Raw genomic sequence first — 17,958 nt, forward strand, 5'->3', positions numbered from 1 at the left:
TGTAGTAATAAACACAACATATTCGTACAGTACGTCGAGCGGGTAGCCAGTAGGCCAGCCCCGGCTTAGGATAACCCCGCATTTCATCGAACAAGGATAACAATGGATCGCGTGCGCAACCTTCTCGAACAGATCCAGGGCCGCCTCGACAGCCTCAACAAGGCCGAACGCAAGGTCGCCGAAGTGATACTGCTCAACCCGCAGCAGGCCACTCGCCTGAGCATCGCCGCCCTCGCCCAGGCCGCCCAGGTCAGCGAGCCGACGGTCAACCGTTTCTGCCGCTCGTTCGGCGTCAACGGCTATCCTGAACTGAAGATGCAACTGGCGCAGAGCCTGGCCAGCGGCGCGGCCTACGTGAGCCGTGCGGTGGAAGCCGACGACGGCCCCGAGGCCTACACCCGCAAGATTTTCGGCAGCGCCATCGCCTCGCTGGACAGCGCCTGGCAAAGCCTGGATCCGAACCTTATCAGCCGCGCCGTCGACCTGCTGATCCAGGCCCGCCAGATCCACTTCTTCGGCCTCGGCGCCTCGGCGCCGGTGGCCCTGGACGCCCAACATAAATTCTTCCGCTTCAACCTCGCGGTGTCGGCCCATGCCGACGTGCTGATGCAACGCATGCTCGCTTCGGTGGCGCACACCGGTGATCTGTTCGTGATCATTTCCTACACCGGCCGTACCCGCGAGCTGGTCGAGGTGGCGCGCCTGGCGCGGGAGAATGGTGCCTCGGTGCTCGGCCTGACCGCCGCCGGCTCGCCACTCGACCAGGCTTGCAGCCTCAGCGTGCACATACCGCTGCCCGAAGACACCGACATCTATATGCCGATGACCTCGCGGATCATCCAGCTGACCGTGCTCGACGTGCTGGCAACCGGCATGACCCTGCGCCGCGGCGCGGATTTCCAGCCGCACCTGCGCAAGATCAAGGAAAGCCTCAACGCCAGCCGTTATCCGGCCAGCGAAGAGCCGGGCTGAGGCCGGCGTCCATGCCGATGCCAATGGTGGGTTACGGCGCCCAGTGACCGAGCCAAGCCCAGCGATAGCGCCCGCGCCTCCACCCACCCTACGGGATGGGGGAATCCGTAGGGTGGGTGGAGCAGCGCAGAACGCCAATCTCGACTCACCGCGATCCTGGAGCGCTGCGTAACCCACCACGCGGGCGACGCCGATATCGATGGTGGGTTGCGGCGCCCAGTGACCGAGCCAAGCCCAGCGATAGCGACCCGCGCCTCCACCCACCCTACGGGATGTGAATCCGTAGGGTGGGTGAAGCGGCGCGGAACACCAACGTCGACTCACCGCGATTTCGGAGCGCTGCGTAACCCACCACGCCGGCAACGCCGATACCGATGGTGGGTTACGGCGCCCAGTGACCGAGCCAAGCCCAGCGATAGCGACCCGCGCCTCCACCCACCCTACGGGATGGGAATCCGCAGGATGGGCAACGCGTCAGCGCCCTACTTCCACCAATACTCGACCTGCACACCGAAGTTCGAGCCGTTGCGCGCGCTACCGAACGCGCCGGTATCCGACAGGGCCGAGCCTTCAGCCAGCAGGTTCGCCGCTTCCTGCGCGGCCTTGTTCCAGGTGGCGTAGGTGTAATACAGGCGAATTTCCGGGCGCTCGAAGAAGCCGGGGCCATTCGGCGACCAGGTGGGTGCGACGGTGAACTTGCTCAGCTTGCGGGTGCCGCCGGAAGCGTCCACCTGGTCATGGCCGATCTCGCCGACCAGCTTGAACTGCTGGGTGAAGGCATAGCTGGTACGCCCGCCCACCGACCACCAGTCCTGGTCGCCACCGTCTTCACGCTTGTCCTTCTGGTACACGGCCTGTACCTGACCACCCAGGCGCGGGGTCATTTGGAAGTCGAAGAACTCCACCACGCGCCAGCTCTTGGCGCCGCGATCCAGGGTCGGGTCGCCGGTGTAGCCCAGGCCGGTACCCGGGCCTTCGCCGTATTGCAGGGCCAGTTTGTTGTCGCCGCCCAGGCCGAGGAAGTTCTTCTGCACGTGCTGGCCGGTCACCGCCCAGCCGCTGTTCGAATCCTCGACGGAAGATGGCTTGTCGATATAGCTGACGCCCACCTCGATCTCGCCGCCCGGGTTGGTCACGAAGCCGCCGACGTTGAAGTCATGGCGGTTGATGTATTCCTTCTGGTCGTAGCTGTCCTTGCGCGAGAACACGTAGCTGTATTTGTAATCACCGATCTTCATCTCGTCGATACCGAAACCGGTGGCACTCTGGTTCCAGTAGTAGAAGTCGGAGATATGGATGTCGTTACGTTTGTAGAAGCGTCGCCCGGCCCACAGCGAACCACCGTTGAGCGCCGGCATGTTGCTCCACTCGGCGTACATCTGGTTCATCCGCGCAGTGCCACGGTCACCGGTGAACTTCGGCGTATGGCCGTACTCGTTGAACAGCTGCGCCATGCCCTCGATGCTCAGTACCGAGCCATCGTCGAGGGTGAACAGATCCTGGCGCAGATCCAGCTCGGCGTAATGCTCGCACTCGTTACCCAAGCGGTACTTGGAACGCGCGCCCGGCAGCTGGAAGCATGACTGCCTGCCGTTGCCATCGGCCGTGCCGGCACCACTGCGCACGTAGCCGGAAAACTCCGTCGCCGCCATGCCTGTAACCGGCAGTGTCAGGGAGCCCAGCGCCATGGCCAGGCCGATACCTGCTGATCGTTTCATATCCTCTCCTGCAGTTTTTTATTGTTGTTACCGCTTTTGCAATGCCGGCATCAGGACTGCGACGCCGGCTCCTTATCAACGATTCGTTAGCGAGGTGACGTTGCTCGGCTGCACGCTGCTGGCCAGGGGCCGCACGCGCTCGCCGCTCTTGGCATCGAACAGCAGCGCCCGCGCGGCATCGATGTGCAGTTCCAGGCGCTGGCCTACCGGTGGCGCCTGATCGGGCGCCAGGCGGCAGCACAGCTTGCTGTCATTGACGGTGACGAAAACCAGGGTGTCCGGCCCGGTGGGTTCGGTAACTTCCACCCGCGCAGCTAGAACATTGGCCTGCCCGGCGCCAGCGGCCAGCTGCACCTGCTCGGGCCGCACGCCCAGCAGCAGCTCGCGCTGTTCGGCCCCCTCCGGCAATTCACCCAGCGGCAACTCGCAGCGGCCCTCGGATGACGCGAGGATGGCCCATACCTGACCGGCCCGACGCTGCAACTGCACCGGCACGAAGTTCATCGGCGGCGAACCGATAAAACTGGCCACGAACAGGTTGGCCGGGTCGTTGTAGATCTGCTGTGGGGTGCCGAACTGCTGGATCACGCCCTCCTTCATCACCGCGACCTTGTCGCCCAGGGTCATGGCTTCGATCTGGTCGTGGGTGACGTACACCGTGGTGGTTTTCAGGCGCTGATGCATCAGCTTGATTTCGGTGCGCATCTCCACGCGCAGCTTGGCGTCGAGGTTGGACAGCGGCTCATCGAACAGGTAGATCTTCGGCCGCCGTGCCAATGCCCGGCCCATGGCCACGCGCTGCTGCTGGCCGCCGGAAAGCTGGCCGGGTTTACGCGCCAGCAGGTGCTCGATCTGCAGCAGCTTGGCGACCCGCGCGACTTCCTCCTCGATGGCCGCCGGGGACATCTTGCGCATCTTCAAACCGAAGGCGATGTTGTCGCGCACGCTCATGGTCGGGTACAGCGCGTAGGACTGGAACACCATGGCGATGTCACGATCCTTGGGGCTCATGCCGCTGATGTCGGCGTCGTCGACCAGGATGGCGCCGTTGCTGATGTTTTCCAGCCCGGCGATGCAGTTCATCAGGGTGGACTTACCGCAGCCCGAGGGGCCGACCAGGATCAGGAATTCGCCATCGTCGATCTTCAGATCGATGCTTTTCAGGGTGTCCGTCAGGCCGCTGCCGTAGGACTTGTTGACGTTGCGCAGTTCGAGCGTTGCCATGTACTTCTCTCCACTTTGAAAGCGCAGCTTTCAACCCTTGACCGCGCCGGCCGTGAGGCCGCGCAGGAAGTATTTGCCCGCCACGATGTACACCAGCAGGGTCGGCAGCCCGGCGATCATCGCCGCGGCCATGTCCACGTTGTATTCCTTGGCCCCGGTGCTGGTGTTCACCAGGTTGTTGAGGGCCACGGTGATCGGCTGCGCGTCGCCACTGGCGAACACCACGCCGAACAGGAAATCGTTCCAGATCTGGGTGAATTGCCAGATCAGGCAGACCATGATGATCGGCAGCGACATCGGCAGAAGGATGCGCCCGAAGATGGTGAAGAAGCCCGCGCCATCGAGGCGCGCCGCCTTGACCAGGGCATCCGGCACGCTGACGTAGAAGTTGCGGAAGAACAGCGTGGTGAAAGCGATGCCGTAGACCACATGCACCAGCACCAGGCCGACGGTGGTGTTGGCCAGGCCGAACTTGCCGAGGGTGAACGAGGCCGGCAGCAGGATGGTCTGGAACGGCAGGAAGCAGCCGAACAGCAACAACCCGAAGAACAGCTGCGAACCGCGGAAGCGCCACATCGACAGCACGTAGCCGTTCAGGGCGCCGATCGCCGTGGAGATCAGCACCGCCGGGATGGCCATTTTCGCCGAGTTCCAGAAGTGCCCGCCAACCACGTCCCAGGCCTTGACCCAGCCGATCAGGGTGAAGGCATCGGGCAGCGACAGCAGGTTGCCGGTGCGCACGTCCTCGGGGGTCTTGAAGCTGGTCAGCAGCATCACCACCAACGGCACCAGGTACAGCGCGGCGGCGAACAACAAAGTGGCGTGAATCGCCAAGCGGCTTGGACTGAAGGCCTTAGTCATGGCGCTTGCCTCGCAATTCCGAGTAGAGGTACGGCACTAGAATCGCCAGGATCGCGCCGAGCATCATCATCGCGCTGGCCGAGCCGATGCCCATCTGGCCGCGGCTGAAGGTGAAGTTGTACATGAACATCGCCGGCAGATCGGAGGCGTAACCGGGGCCGCCTGCGGTCATAGCCGCTACCAGGTCGAAGCTCTTGATGGCGATATGGGCGAGGATCATCACCGCACTGAAGAACACCGGGCGCAGGCTCGGCAGCACGATGCGCAGGTAGATGGTCGGCAGGCTGGCGCCGTCCACCTGGGCAGCGCGGATGATCGACTGATCGACACTGCGCAACCCGGCCAGGAACAGCGCCATGACGAAGCCCGAGGCCTGCCACACCGCCGCGATCACCAGGCAGTAGACGACCCGATCGGGGTCCACCAGCCAGTCCAGGCGGAAGCCTTCCCAACCCCAGTCACGCAGCATCTTGTCCAGGCCCAGGCCCGGATTGAGCAGCCACTTCCAGGCGGTGCCGGTGACGATCATCGACAGCGCCATGGGGTACAGGTAGATGGTGCGGATGAAACCTTCGCGGCGGATGCGCTGATCGAGCAGCACCGCCAGCAACACGCCGATCACCAGGCTGATGCCGATGAACATGCCGCCGAACACCATCAGGTTCTTGCTGGCGACCCACCAGCGGTCGTTATCCATCAGGCGCATGTACTGCTGCAGGCCCACCCACTTGTAGCTGGGCATGAAACTGGAATTGGTGAACGACAGCACAGCCGTCCACAGGATGTAGCCGTAGAACCCCACCAGCACCACCAACATGGTGGGCGCCAGCACCAGCTTGGGCAGCCAGCGCTGCAGCGCATCGAAGGGTGAAGCCTTGCCGATTACCGTCGTGACACTCATCGGGCCTACCGTGTGTAGAGAAATTCGGGACGAACTCCGCCGGCGACAGGCGCAGTGCCTGACGCAGGAACGGATGGTGAAATCAGCCGGGCCGCCGAACAGCGGCCCGCTTCACGCTATTGCGCGGACTTGATCGCCGCGGCGATCTGCGCGCCGGCCTTGCTCGGGTCGGCGTTCTTGTCGCTCATGAAGTTGGTGACCACATCGAAGATCGCCCCCTGCACCGCCAGGTTGGTGGCCATGCTGTGGGCCATGCTCGGCTCCAGCTTGCCGGCCTTGTCGGCCTCCTTGAAGTCCTTCATGGAGGCCTGGGCGCAGCTGTCGAACTTGCTCATGTCGAGATCCGAACGCACCGGGATCGAGCCCTTGTTCTCGTTGAACACATACTGGAACTCGGGCTCCAGGGCGATACGCGCCAGCGCGTGCTGAGCAGCGATGTCGCCCTCTTTCTTCAGCCTGAACATGGCCAGCGAATCGATGTTGTAGGTGTAGCTGCCCGCGGTGCCCGGCATCGGCACGCACTGGTAGTCCTTGCCGGCCACCTTGCCGGCGGCGGTCCACTCGCTCTTCGCCCAGTCGCCCATGATCTGCATGCCGGCCTTGCCGTCGATGACTTCGGCAGTGGCCAGGTTCCAGTCACGGCCGGCGCGGTTGTCGTCCATGTAGGTGGAGAGTTTCTTGAGTGCGGTGAACACTTCGGTCATCTGCGGGCTGGTCAGGGTCGCCTCGTCGTTCTCGACGAACGCCTTGTGGTAGCCCTCGGCGCCCATGATGCCGAGCACCAGGCCTTCGAACACGGTGCTGTCCTGCCACGGTTGGCCACCGTGGGCCAGCGGCGTGAAGCCGGCGGCCTTGAGCTTGTCGCCGGCAGCGTACAGCTCTTCCAGGGTGGTCGGCGCCTTGTCGATGCCGGCCTTCTTGAATACTTGCGGGTTGATCCACAGCCAGTTGACGCGGTGGATGTTCACCGGCACGGCAACGTAGTGGCCGTCGTACTTCATGGTGTTGGAAACGGTTTTCGACAGCAGGCCATCCCAGTTGTTGGCCTTGGCCACGTCATCCAGCGGTGCGAGCAGGTCCAGCGCGCCCCACTCCTGCAGGTCCGGGCCCTTGATCTGTGCAGCGCCCGGCGGGTTGCCGGAGACCACGCGGGTCTTGAGTACGGTCATGGCAGCCGAGCCGGCGCCACCGGCCACGGCGCTGTCCTTCCAGGTGTAGCCGTCCTTTTCGACCAGCTCACGCAGAACCTTCACGGCTGCCGCTTCGCCACCGGAAGTCCACCAATGCACGACTTCGACCGTACCTTTGGAGTCGGCCGCCAGTGCGGTGAGGGGAAACAGCGAGGCGAGAGAAACGGCAGTAGCGAGACGGGTGATCGCGTTCATCGAAGTACCTTTCTTGTTGTTAGCGGCAAGTCATGGCGCTTGCGTTGCAGGGAGTGTAATCAGGGTTCGCGGGCGCACAGGTAACGAAGGGATGCATAAATGTCACCACCTCGTTACATGCGCGAAAAGGCCGTGGCCAGGCTCGGCGCCAGTGCCAGACGGGGCAGCAGAACGGCCTGGTAGGCATGATACAGATCGGGCTTGCCGGGCCAGATACTGGCAGCCGGCCGGTTGCTGGTGTCGAGCTCGTGGTGCCAGCTGCCCTGTTGCAGATCGATGAAATGGGCGCAGGTGAATTCCCAGAAACGTCGATACCACTGCTCGTAGCTCGGCTCGCCCGTGCGCCGCAACAGGGCCGCCGCCGCGGCACTGGCTTCGGCCTGCACCCAGTGCAGGCGCGCGTGCACCACCGGCTGCGCTTGCCAGTCGAGGGTATACACCAGCCCAGGTGCGCCATCGGCATGCCAGGCATCACGGCAGGCGCTGGCGAACAAGCCGCGGGCATCGTCGGGCAGCCAGCCTGGCGCCTCCAGACCCGCGCGCTGCAGGGCGGCTTCCAGATGCAACAACAGACGGGCCCACTCGAAGCTGTGCCCGGGCGTGCTGCCATAGGGCCGGAACGGGTCGGCACGGTTGTCGGCGTTGTATTCCGGCAGCGCCTGCCACTGGCGGTCGAAATGCTCGACCACGGCATGCCCCTGGGAAGCGGCATGCGCGTGGATCAGCCGCTCGACGATACGCAGCGCACGCTGCAGCCAGACGCTGTTGCCGGTGACATCAGCCAGGGCGAGAAAGGCCTCCACGCCATGCATGTTGCTGTTGGCACCACGGTACGGCTCTTCCTGCGACCAGTCGCGATTGAAGCTTTCACGCAGCGCGCCCTCTTCTTCACTCCAGAAATGCAGTTCCAGAATCCTGATCGCCTCGGCCAGCAGTGCCTCGGCGCCTGGCCTGCCGGCCACCTGAGCAGAGCTGGCAGCCAGCGCCACGAAGGCGTGCAGGTAGGCGCTCTTGTCGCCGCTGCGGCTGGCATCGGCGAACCAGCCACCGGCCACTTCGTCGCGCAGCTTGCCCTGCAGTGCGGCAACGCCGTGATCGACCAGCGCGTCATAGCCGGCAATGCCCTGCAGATGGGCCAGGGCGAAACAATGAGTCATGCGGGTGGTGTGGATCAGCTCGGCAATCGCTTGTGCGGGGAGCTGGCCTTTGTCATCGAGGGCGGCAAAACCATCCTCGACCCTGGAGGCACGGGCAAATGGCAGCAGGCGCAGGCCTTCGGCGTTCAGCCAGGCCAGATGAGCCGGCTCGACCAGCCAGCTATCGGCAGGTAGTGGGCAGGTAGTCGTCATTATTGTTATTCCATGCAAAGGGTTAGCGGCCCCACCGTCGGCAGCCTGGGTTGAGCGCAGCGATACCCGGGAACTGCAAACACTCGGGTTACGCCTTCGGCCACCCCAGGCTAGAAAAGCCATTGCCGGCAGCGGTGCGGCGCTTCATCCGTCCACAAAGCGTTGCCGGCTCATGCCGAAAGTCTACTGACGGTTGCATATCCTCAGGTAACGAAGGCCTGCGGCTTTGTCACCAGACGGTGACATTCAATCGCCTATCCGTGGCAGGCACAGCGTCACCCGCAGCCCGCCTTCACGCAGGTTCTGCAGGGTCACTTCGCCGCCATGGCTATGGGCGATGTTGCGCGCGATGCCCAGGCCCAGGCCGTAACCCTGCTGCTGCCCGGCCAGGCGAAAGTGCGGCTCGAACACTTGCTCGAGACGCTGCTCGGGCACGCCCGGCCCCTCGTCGTCGACGTGCAGCAGGTAAGCCTCGTCGTTATCTTCGACATGCAGGTGGGCGCGGTGCCCGTACTTGAGCGCATTGTCGATCAGGTTGCCGATGCAGCGCCGCAGCGCCAGGGGTTTGCCGAGATAGGCCGCCTGGGCCTCGCCGTGCAGGGTCACGCGGCCGTTGCCCGCCGGTGCCAGGTACGGCTCGACCAGGCAATGCAGCAGCTGGTTGAGGTCCACCGGTTCGATGTTCTCGTGGATGTCGGTGTCCTTGACGCATTGCAGGGCGCCCTTGACCAGCAGCTCGAGCTCATCGAGATCGCGGCCGAACTTGGTTTGCAGGGCTTCGTCATCGAGCAGCTCGACACGCAGGCGCAACCGCGTGATCGGTGTGCGCAGGTCGTGGGAAATGGCGCTGAACAGCTGGGCGCGCTCGGTCAGGTAGCGGCTGATCCGCTCGCGCATGGCGTTGAAGGCGCGCGCCACCTCGACCACTTCGCGCCCGCCGCCCTCCACCACCGGCTCGATATCGGCGCCCAGCGACATGTGCCGCGCAGCGCGCGCCAGGCGCTTTAGTGGCCGGCTCTGCCAACGCACCAGAATGCCGATGAACAGCAACAGAAAACCACTGCTGAGCAGGATGAACCACAGCTGCTGGGTCGGCAGCACCGGCTCCTCGAGGCTGGTGTAGGGCTCGGGCAGCAAGGATGCGATATACAGCCATTCACCGGGCGCCAGCTGGATCTGGGTAACCAGCACCGGCGGATTGACCGGTTCCAGGGTCAGGGCGTAGTGGGCCCAGGAGCGCGGCAGCTCGTCGAGTTTCAGGCCGCCATTGAAGATGCGCAGGTCATCGGGGCTGACGAAGGTCACGGAAATATCCGCGCTGTTGCCCAGGGATGCACGCAGCACGTCGCTCACCGCCTCGGTTACCGCCAGCTTGCGCGGCGTGTCGGGCAACAGCTGCATCGACAGCGGTCGGTCGTTGAGGCTGACCACGAAGCGGGTACCGCCCATGCTGCGCAGCTGGTCGAGCACCATGGGCCGGTAGGCCACCGGCAACGAGCGAAAATAACGCACGCTGGCCGACATCGAATGGGCCAGGCTGCGCGCGGCGGTCACCAGCCCTTCGAGCTGGGTGGCGCGCAACTGCGACAGCCAGATGGCGCTGGACAGGGTCTGCGCGGCCAGCACGGCCAGCAGCGTCAACAGCAACATGCGGCCCAGCAACGAGCGTGGAATCGGCACCAGCCGACGCCAGTCAGCGCGCATTGCCGGCCTGGGCGGTCACCGCGGCGGCCAGTTGGTAGCCGCTGCCACGCACGGTGCGGATCAGCCGTGGCGGCTTGCTGGTGTCACGCAAACGCTGGCGCAGGCGACTCACCGCCATGTCGACGATGCGCTCGAGGGGCATCATTTCGCGCCCGCGGGTGGCGTTGCCGATGGTGTCGCGGTCGAGGATCTGCTGCGGGTGATCGAGAAACAGCTTGAGCAGCGCGAAATCGGCCCCTGACAGCAGCACCTCCTCACCATCGAGGTGAAACAGCCGATGGCTGACCATATCCAGGCGCCAGTCATCGAAGGCCAGCACCTCGGCGCCACGCTCCTGAGCGAAATTCACCCGGCGCAGCAGCGCCTTGATACGCGCCAGCAGCTCGCGCGGGCTGAACGGCTTGCCGAGGTAATCGTCGGCGCCCAGCTCCAGGCCGATCACCCGGTCGGCCTCGTCGGAGCTGGCGGTGAGCATGATGATCGGCACCTGGGCGAAGCGCTGGTGTTCGCGCGTCCAGCGGCACAGGCTGAAGCCATCCTCGTCGGGCAACATCACGTCGAGAATCACCAGGTCCGCACCGCCCTCGCACAGCGCCTCGCGAAACCCGGCGCCATCGGCCACGGCACGTACCTGCAGCCCGGCACGGCCGAGATAGGTTTGCAGCAGTTCACGAATATCCTGGTCGTCGTCGACCAGCAGGATCGATTTTCCAGTTGGGCTCACATCGATAATCCTTGTTGTTGTTATCGGCGATGCTAGACACAGTGGTCGAGTCGCTAGTTCCTTTGCAGATGCTGCTCCACCGCCACGCCCGCGCCGACCAGGCCCGGATACGGCGCAGTGACCAGCCATACCGGCAGGCCGTCGAAGTAATCGCTCATGCAGCCCTTGTCGCGCAGGCTACGCGAGAAGCCACTGGCCATGAAGAAGTCGGCGAAGCGCGGCACCATGCCACCGGCGATATACACACCGCCTCGCCCGCCCACCGTCAGCACGTTGTTGCCGGCGACCCGACCGAGCAGGCAGCAGAACAGCTCCAGCACGTTGACCGCCAGCGGCTCGCCCTCCAGCGCAGCACGGGTGACCTGGGCCGCGCTCTGCAAGGCAGCCGGCTGACCATCCACCGCGCAGGTGGCGCGGTACAGCGCCAGCAGTCCGTTGCCACTGAGCGCACCGGCCTCGGCGCTGACGTGCCCGAGCTGGCGGTGCAGCGCCTGCCAGATCAGCGCCTCGCGGTTGCTGCCAACCGGCAGGTCGACGTGGCCGCCCTCACCCGGCAAGGCGTGCCAGCTGCCATCGGGCAGGCTCAGCAAGGTGCCGACGCCCAGGCCAGTGCCGGCACCGATCACCACCGCCGGGCGCCCTGGCTGCGCCACGCCCGGGCACACGGTGATGTACTCATCGTCCTGCAGGCAGGTCATGCCCAGGGCCATGGCGGAAAAATCGTTGAGCAGCAGCAGCTCGCGCACCTGCAGCTCGGCGCAGAACGCACGCCGATCGATACGCCAGGCATTGTTGGTGAAACGAAAGGGATCGATCTCCACCGGCCCGGCGCAGGCCAGGCAGATGGTCTCCACGTCGCCAAGCGCCAAGCCCTCGGCGCCCAGGTAGGCGGCGATGGCGTGCTCGACGGTTGCATGCTCGGCTGTGGCGGACACCCGTACCGAATGCAGGCCGCCATCGCGCCACAGGGCGAAACGCGCGTTGGTGCCACCGATGTCGCCAACCAGCGCCAGGCTCATCGCAGCGAATCCAGTTCGGCGGTAAAGGCACTGGCGCCCTCTTCCGCCGGGCTGAAAGCGGCGCGCATGAAGGCGAACAGCTCACGGCCACAGCCGACGCCGGTGCCTTGCGGACGCGGGGCGACCTCGCGGGCGTTCCAGGCGATGTCGTCGACCAGCACCTGCAGATGCCCGGTCACGCCATCGACGCGAATCAGGTCACCGTCGCGCACCCGCGCCAACGGGCCGCCATCCCAGGCTTCCGGGCTGACGTGAATGGCCGCCGGCACCTTGCCCGAGGCGCCGGACATCCGCCCATCGGTGACCAGCGCCACCTTGAAGCCGCGATCCTGGAGGATGCCCAGGTATGGCGTGAGCTTGTGCAGCTCCGGCATGCCATTGGCCTTCGGCCCCTGGAAACGCACCACGGCGACGAAGTCGCGCTCCAGCTCGCCGGCCTTGAAAGCCTCGGCCAGATCGACCTGGGTTTCGAAAACCCGGGCCGGCGCCTCGACCACCTGATGCTCCGGCGCAACCGCCGAAACCTTGGCCACGCCGTTGCCGAGATTGCCGGTGAGCACGCGCAGCCCGCCTTCCGGCGAAAAGGCTTCCGGCACGCTGCGCAGGATGTTGCGATCCAGGCTCTGTTCCGGGCCCTGGCGCCAGACCAGGCGCTCGCCATCGAGGAACGGCTCCTGGGTGTAGCGCGACAGCCCGTGACCGGCGACGGTGTAGACGTCCTCGTGCAGCAGGCCGGCTTCGAGCAGCGTGCGCACCATGAAGGGCACGCCGCCGCAGGCATGGAAGTGGTTCACGTCGGCCTGGCCATTGGGGTAGACCTTGGCCAGCGTCGGGGTCACGGCGGACAGGTCGGCCATGTCCTGCCAGGTCAGCTGGATGCCGGCAGCACGGGCGAAAGCCGGAATGTGCAGCGTGTGGTTGGTCGAGCCGCCGGTGGCGTTGAGGGCCACCACTGAATTGACGATGGCCTTCTCGTCGATGATCCGGCACAGCGGCGTGTACTCGCCGCCCTGGCGCGTCAGGCGCACCACCTGGTGGGCCGCCTCGGCGGTCAGTGCGTCACGCAGCGGCGTGTACGGGTTGACGAAGGACGAGCCCGGCAGGTGCAGGCCCATGATTTCCATCACCACCTGGTTGGTGTTGGCGGTGCCGTAGAAGGTGCAGGTGCCGGGGCTGTGGTAGGACTTCATCTCCGATTCGAGCAGTTGCTCGCGGGTCGCCTTGCCTTCGGCATAGAGCTGGCGAACCTCGGCCTTTTCCTTGTTGGGAATGCCCGACGGCATCGGCCCGCCCGGCACGAAGATCATCGGCAGGTGGCCGAAGCGCAGCGCGCCGATCATCAACCCCGGCACGATCTTGTCGCAGATGCCCAGCAGCATCGCCGCATCGAACATGTTGTGCGACAGCGCCACGGCGGTGGACATCGCAATCACCTCGCGGCTGGCCAGGCTAAGCTCCATACCGGGCTCACCCTGGGTCACGCCATCGCACATCGCCGGCACGCCGCCGGCCACCTGGCCCACCGAACCGACCTGGCGCAACGCCTGCTTGATCAGTTCCGGGTAGTGTTCGTAGGGCTGGTGGGCGGAGAGCATGTCGTTGTAGGCGGTGACGATGCCGACGTTGGCTTCGTTCATCAGCCGCAGGCGCTGCTTGTCTTCGGCAGAACCACAGCCAGCCACGCCGTGGGCGAAGTTGGCACATTGCAGCGCGCCGCGGTGCGGGCCCTGGCTGTCGGCGGCGGCCATTTGCGCCAGGTAGCGCTCGCGGGTGGCGCGGCTGCGGGCGATCAGGCGGTCGGTTACCTCGAGGATGCGGGGATGCATGGTGTCCACTCCGGGCTAACAGGTAGCACTTCGAATTGTATTTTTATCAAAATATTGACAGCTAAAACGCTTGATTTCTACTTTCATGAGAATAATCTTGTTTTTAAAACAACATATAAGGATCGACGCTCATGACATTGCGAATTGCCATCAATGGTTTCGGCCGTATCGGCCGTAACGTGCTGCGGGCACTCTATACCCAGAGCTACCGCGAAAAACTGCAGGTCGTCGCCATCAATGACCTGGGCGATAGCGCCATCAATGCCCACCTGCTCAAGTACGACAGCGTACACGGCATTTTCGACGCTGCCGTGGAGGTCGATGGGCAGAACCTGCTTATCAATGGTGACCGCATCGCGGTCAGCGCGATCCGTAATCCTGCCGACCTGCCGTGGAAGGACCTGGACGTCGACGTGGTGTTCGAATGCACCGGCCTGTTCACCGAGCGCGACAAGGCGGCCGCGCACCTGAGCGCCGGCGCGCGCAAGGTGATTATCTCGGCACCCGCCAAGGGCGCGGATGCGACCATCGTCTACGGCGTCAACGAAGGCAGCCTGCGCGCCGATCAGCAGATCATCTCCAACGCCTCCTGCACCACCAACTGCCTGGCGCCGGTCGCCCAGGTGCTGCAGCGCGAACTGGGCATCGAAAGCGGGCTGATGACCACCATCCACGCCTATACCAACGACCAGAACCTCTCCGACGTCTACCACAGCGACCCCTTCCGGGCCCGCTCGGCCACCCAGTCGATGATCCCCACCAAGACCGGCGCCGCCGAAGCGGTCGGCCTGGTACTGCCGGAACTGGCCGGGCGCCTGACCGGCATGGCGGTACGCGTGCCGGTGATCAACGTGTCGCTGGTCGACCTGACCATCCAGGTGCAGCGCGATACCAGCGTCGAGGAAATCAACGCCCTGCTCAAGGCGGCTGCCGAGCAATCCCCGGTACTGGGCTACAACACCCTGCCGCTGGTGTCCTGCGACTTCAACCACAACCCGCTGTCGTCGATCTTCGACGCCAACCACACCAAGGTGAACGGTCGCCTGGTGAAAGTGCTGGCCTGGTACGACAACGAATGGGGCTTCTCCAACCGCATGCTCGACACCTGCCTGGCCGCTCACGCCGCCAAGTAAGCCTGCGCTGACAGACGCAGCGATGCACCGAGCGGCATAAAGGCTCGGTAAATCGCTGCGAGCGGATTACAATTGCCGCCCGCCTTGATTCGATGCCGCGCCCAGCGCGCCGGCATCGGGGCCAGGCAGCCGCTCATCGATATCCGCAAACCACTGGAAGCCGCATGGACTCTAGCCGCAACACCCTCGAACAGCAGTACACCGCCATCCTCGGCCAACTCGGCGAAGACGTTTCCCGCGAAGGCCTGCTCGACACGCCCAAGCGCGCCGCCAAGGCCATGCAGTACCTGTGCAATGGCTACCAGAAGACCCTGGAAGAAGTCACCAACGGCGCGCTGTTCAGCTCCGACGCCAGCGAGATGGTGGTGGTCAAGGATATCGAGCTGTATTCGCTGTGCGAGCACCACCTGCTGCCCTTTATCGGCAAGGCCCATGTCGCCTACATTCCCAATGGCAAGGTGCTGGGCCTGTCCAAGGTCGCGCGTATCGTCGACATGTATGCCCGTCGTCTGCAGATCCAGGAAAGCCTCAGCCGGCAGATCGCCGAAGCGGTTCAGCAGGTCACCGGTGCCCTCGGCGTGGCGGTGGTCATCGAGGCCAAGCACATGTGCATGATGATGCGCGGTGTGGAGAAGCAGAACTCCTCCATGGTCACCTCGGTGATGCTCGGCGAATTCCGCGAGAATGCCGCGACGCGCAGCGAGTTCCTGAGCCTGGTCAACGGCTGAGCGCCGGTATCGGCATTGAGTGTGTGGTGGGTCGGTGAAGCGTGACCCAACGGATTAATCAGACCGTGGGAGCGGGCCATGCCCGCGATTCGCGCGCATGGCGCGCTCCCACAAGGTGCCGGTCTCAGCCCCTCAGCTCTTCTCCACGAACTGCAACTGCGCCAGACGCGCATACAGCGGGTTGCTGGCGACCAGTTCAGCGTGTTTGCCCAGTGCCACCAACTGCCCCTGATCGAAGACCGCGATGCGGTCGGCGCTCTTCACCGTGGCCAGGCGGTGGGCGATCACCAGGGTGGTACGCCCGCGCATCAGCTCGGGCAGTGCCTGCTGGATCAGGTGCTCGCTCTCGGCATCCAGGGCGCTGGTGGCTTCGTCGAGCAGCAGGATCGGCGCATCCACCAACAGCGCGCGGGCAATCGCCAGGCGCTGCCGTTGACCACCAGAAAGCCCCAGGCCGGCATCGCCCAGATGGGTCTGGTAGCCCTGGGGCAACCGCTCGATGAATTCGTGAGCGTGGGCCGCACGTGCTGCGGCCTGCACTTCGGCACTGCTGGCATCCAGCCGGCCATAGCGGATGTTGTCTTCCACGCTGCCGAAGAACAGCGCCGGGTGCTGGGATACCAGGGCAAAATTCCCGCGCAATGCGTGCGGGTCGAGCTGCTCGATCGGCAAGCCGTCGATCAGGATGCGCCCCTGCAGCGGGTCGTAGAAACGCAGCAGCAGGTCGAACAGCGTCGACTTGCCCGCCCCGGACGGCCCGACGATGGCCAGGGTTTCACCCGGCTCGACCCTCAGCGAGATGTTGTCCAGCGCCAGGCTGTCGGGGCGCGTCGGGTAGGCGAAGGACAAGCCTTGCACCTCGATACGCCCCTGCACGGGCTGCGCCGGGAGCAGCGCGCCCTCGAGCGGTGCATGGATCTCGTTGCGTGCAGCGAGCAGTTCGCTGATCCGCTCGGCGGCGCCAGCCGCGCGCTGCAGCTCGCCGATCACCTCGCTGAGGGTGCCGAACGAGGAGCCGACGATCAGGCTGTAGAACACGAAGGCTGCCAACTCGCCACCGCTGATCCGCCCGGCGATCACGTCCATGCCGCCGACCCAGAGCATCACGCCCACGGCGCCGAGCACCAGCACGATCACCACGGTGATCAGCCAGGCGCGCTGGGCGACGCGTTTGCGCGCGGTGTCGAACGCCGCCTCGGCGGACAGGCCGAAACGCCGGCGATCCTCGGCCTGGTGGTTGTAGGCCTGCACCGTCTTGATCTGCCCGAGCACCTCACTGACGTAGCTGCCGACATCGGCGATGCGGTCCTGGCTCTGCCGCGACAGCTCGCGCACGCGGCGGCCGAACAGCAGGATCGGCGCCACCACCAGCGGCAACGCGGCCAGCACGATGGCGCTGAGCTTGGGATTGGTGACCACCAGCAGGATCATGCCGCCGACCAGCATGATCAGGTTGCGCAGCGCCATCGACAGCGACGAGCCGATCACCGACTGCAGCAAGGTGGTGTCGGCGGTCAGCCGCGACTGGATCTCCGAGGCGCGATTGTGGGCGTAGAAACCGGGGTGCAGGCCGACCAGGTGATCGAACACCCGCTTGCGGATATCCGCCACCACCCGCTCGCCGAGCCAGGACACCAGGTAGAAGCGCGTGTAGGTGCCGACCGCCAGGGCCAGTACCAGCACGAAGAACAGCAGGATCGAATGGCGCAGCGCTTCCGGCGACTGGGTAGCCAGGCCCTGGTCGACCAGCAGCTTGATGCCCTGCCCCATGGACAGGGTAATGGCGGCGGTAAACATCAGCGCCAGCAGCGCACCGATCACGCGCCCGCGATAAGGGGCGATGAACGCCCACGAGATGCGCAGGGCTTCGCGCTGGCGAAGGGACAGGAAAGAGATCATGGCAGGCTCTAGGCTGATGGCAGAAGGACGCTCAACAACCAGATGGGGGCGCCTGCGCCAAACATCAATCGCCGGCCGGGCTACCCGTCAACATCTGGGGCAGCCACGGCACAGCCTCAGCCCTTGCTCAGCGACTCGACACCCACTTCGTCCCACAGCTCCTCGGCCAGGTGGAAGGTGGCATTGGCAGCCGGAATACCGCAGTAGATAGCGCTCTGCATGATCAGCTCCTTGAGCTCCTCACGGGTCACGCCGTTGTTCTTGGCGGCCTTGAGGTGCAGCTTCAGCTCGCCTTCGCGGTTCATGCCGATCAGCATGGCGATGGTGATCAGGCTGCGGGTATGGCGCGGCAGGCCCGGGCGCGTCCAGATATCGCCCCAGGCATGGCGGGTGATCATTTCCTGAAACTCTTCGTTGAACGGCGTCAGTTTTTCCAGGCTGCGGTCGACATGGGTATCGCCCAGTACGGCGCGGCGTACCTGCATGCCGGCGTCGTAGCGTTGTTTCTCGTCCAT

General features: G+C 64.9%; 15 protein-coding genes. 3 read left to right on the plus strand and 12 right to left on the minus strand.

Annotated features, from left to right (window positions below; genetic code table 11):
- Positions 1-111 precede the first annotated feature (111 nt).
- Complete coding sequence (locus QYS36_RS21080; protein ID WP_308841407.1) at positions 112-972, plus strand: MurR/RpiR family transcriptional regulator; 861 nt, start codon at positions 112-114, stop codon at positions 970-972.
- A 482-nt stretch (positions 973-1,454) separates the two neighbouring features.
- Here QYS36_RS21080 and QYS36_RS21085 read toward each other — a convergent pair whose 3' ends face one another.
- The 10 genes from QYS36_RS21085 to edd all read right to left on the minus strand — a co-directional run bounded on the left by QYS36_RS21085 (position 1,455) and on the right by edd (position 13,683).
- The gene (locus tag QYS36_RS21085; RefSeq protein WP_371923747.1) at positions 1,455-2,660 is read right to left on the minus strand and encodes a maltoporin; all 1,206 of its coding nucleotides are present in this window, start codon (positions 2,658-2,660) and stop codon (positions 1,455-1,457) included.
- A gap of 105 nt (positions 2,661-2,765) precedes the next feature.
- Positions 2,766-3,914, minus strand: coding sequence for a sn-glycerol-3-phosphate ABC transporter ATP-binding protein UgpC (locus tag QYS36_RS21090; RefSeq protein WP_308841307.1), 1,149 nt, complete (start codon positions 3,912-3,914; stop codon positions 2,766-2,768).
- Between the two features lie 30 nt (positions 3,915-3,944).
- Positions 3,945-4,775: a carbohydrate ABC transporter permease gene (locus QYS36_RS21095; RefSeq protein ID WP_308841308.1), complete on the minus strand. Its 831-nt coding sequence runs from the start codon at positions 4,773-4,775 to the stop codon at positions 3,945-3,947.
- Positions 4,768-5,676 carry a sugar ABC transporter permease gene (locus QYS36_RS21100; protein WP_308841309.1) on the minus strand — a complete coding sequence of 303 codons (909 nt, stop codon included), beginning with the start codon at positions 5,674-5,676 and terminating at the stop codon, positions 4,768-4,770. Before QYS36_RS21100 ends, QYS36_RS21095 begins: the two co-directional genes overlap by 8 nt.
- Before the next feature lie 116 nt (positions 5,677-5,792).
- Positions 5,793-7,061 (minus strand): ABC transporter substrate-binding protein, encoded by a 1,269-nt coding sequence (locus QYS36_RS21105; RefSeq protein WP_308841310.1) that lies wholly within the window; start codon positions 7,059-7,061, stop codon positions 5,793-5,795.
- Positions 7,062-7,174: 113 nt separating this feature from the next.
- The gene (locus QYS36_RS21110) at positions 7,175-8,410 is read right to left on the minus strand and encodes an AGE family epimerase/isomerase (RefSeq protein WP_308841311.1); all 1,236 of its coding nucleotides are present in this window, start codon (positions 8,408-8,410) and stop codon (positions 7,175-7,177) included.
- Positions 8,411-8,656: 246 nt separating this feature from the next.
- Complete coding sequence (locus QYS36_RS21115) at positions 8,657-10,114, minus strand: ATP-binding protein (protein ID WP_308841312.1); 1,458 nt, start codon at positions 10,112-10,114, stop codon at positions 8,657-8,659.
- Positions 10,104-10,838: a response regulator transcription factor gene (locus tag QYS36_RS21120; protein WP_308841313.1), complete on the minus strand. Its 735-nt coding sequence runs from the start codon at positions 10,836-10,838 to the stop codon at positions 10,104-10,106. Before QYS36_RS21120 ends, QYS36_RS21115 begins: the two co-directional genes overlap by 11 nt.
- Positions 10,839-10,891: 53 nt before the next feature.
- Positions 10,892-11,857, minus strand: coding sequence for a glucokinase (locus QYS36_RS21125; protein ID WP_308841314.1), 966 nt, complete (start codon positions 11,855-11,857; stop codon positions 10,892-10,894).
- A complete protein-coding gene (gene edd / locus QYS36_RS21130; RefSeq protein ID WP_308841315.1) occupies positions 11,854-13,683 on the minus strand; it encodes a phosphogluconate dehydratase in 1,830 nt (609 codons plus the stop codon). Before edd ends, QYS36_RS21125 begins: the two co-directional genes overlap by 4 nt.
- Before the next feature lie 131 nt (positions 13,684-13,814).
- Between edd and gap the strand changes: the two genes are divergently transcribed.
- Together gap and folE are read left to right on the plus strand one after the other, a co-directional pair.
- The gene (gene gap, locus QYS36_RS21135; RefSeq protein ID WP_308841316.1) at positions 13,815-14,816 is read left to right on the plus strand and encodes a type I glyceraldehyde-3-phosphate dehydrogenase; all 1,002 of its coding nucleotides are present in this window, start codon (positions 13,815-13,817) and stop codon (positions 14,814-14,816) included.
- 164 nt (positions 14,817-14,980) lie between these two features.
- Complete coding sequence (gene folE, locus QYS36_RS21140) at positions 14,981-15,544, plus strand: GTP cyclohydrolase I FolE (protein ID WP_073267716.1); 564 nt, start codon at positions 14,981-14,983, stop codon at positions 15,542-15,544.
- A gap of 132 nt (positions 15,545-15,676) precedes the next feature.
- Here folE and QYS36_RS21145 read toward each other — a convergent pair whose 3' ends face one another.
- The gene (locus QYS36_RS21145; RefSeq protein ID WP_308841317.1) at positions 15,677-17,443 is read right to left on the minus strand and encodes an ABC transporter transmembrane domain-containing protein; all 1,767 of its coding nucleotides are present in this window, start codon (positions 17,441-17,443) and stop codon (positions 15,677-15,679) included.
- Positions 17,444-17,559: 116 nt separating this feature from the next.
- Positions 17,560-17,958: a 4-carboxymuconolactone decarboxylase gene (gene pcaC / locus QYS36_RS21150; RefSeq protein WP_308841318.1), complete on the minus strand. Its 399-nt coding sequence runs from the start codon at positions 17,956-17,958 to the stop codon at positions 17,560-17,562.

This window comes from Pseudomonas sp. G34 (assembly GCF_031119625.1).
Lineage (GTDB): Bacteria > Pseudomonadota > Gammaproteobacteria > Pseudomonadales > Pseudomonadaceae > Aquipseudomonas.